Annotated in this window: 1 pseudogene; it reads right to left on the bottom strand. The window is 56.9% G+C overall.

The features are described 5' to 3' along the window. A pseudogene (locus tag ACWGS9_RS35675) lies at window positions 1–295 on the bottom strand (hypothetical protein); the annotation flags it as partial.

The raw sequence follows: 295 nt of genomic DNA, 5'->3' as shown, positions 1-295 counted from the left end.
GGAGGGCGGATATCGTATCGAGGAACATCCGAAGAATCTTTGAGGTCTCGGGCCGAGCGTCCATGTGCCGCTGTTTCTTGCGATTGTTGGCTTGCGAGAACAACCGACCAATCAGCTTGATGAACATCGTTACGGCATCGTCGGTGAGCTTCTGACCGAGCTTGATGATCTGCGCCACGATCGTCGCACGCCGGCGATTTGCGCCGAAATCTGCGGCAAGCCACGCAGGAGTGGCATCGCCCTCCCGAATGATCTGATCCCAGCGTCCAGATGAAATACGCGCCTGCAATTGAGG

The sequence above is a fragment of the Mesorhizobium sp. Arg314 genome, from assembly GCF_053714275.1.
This window is presented reverse-complemented; position numbering and strand designations above follow the sequence as displayed.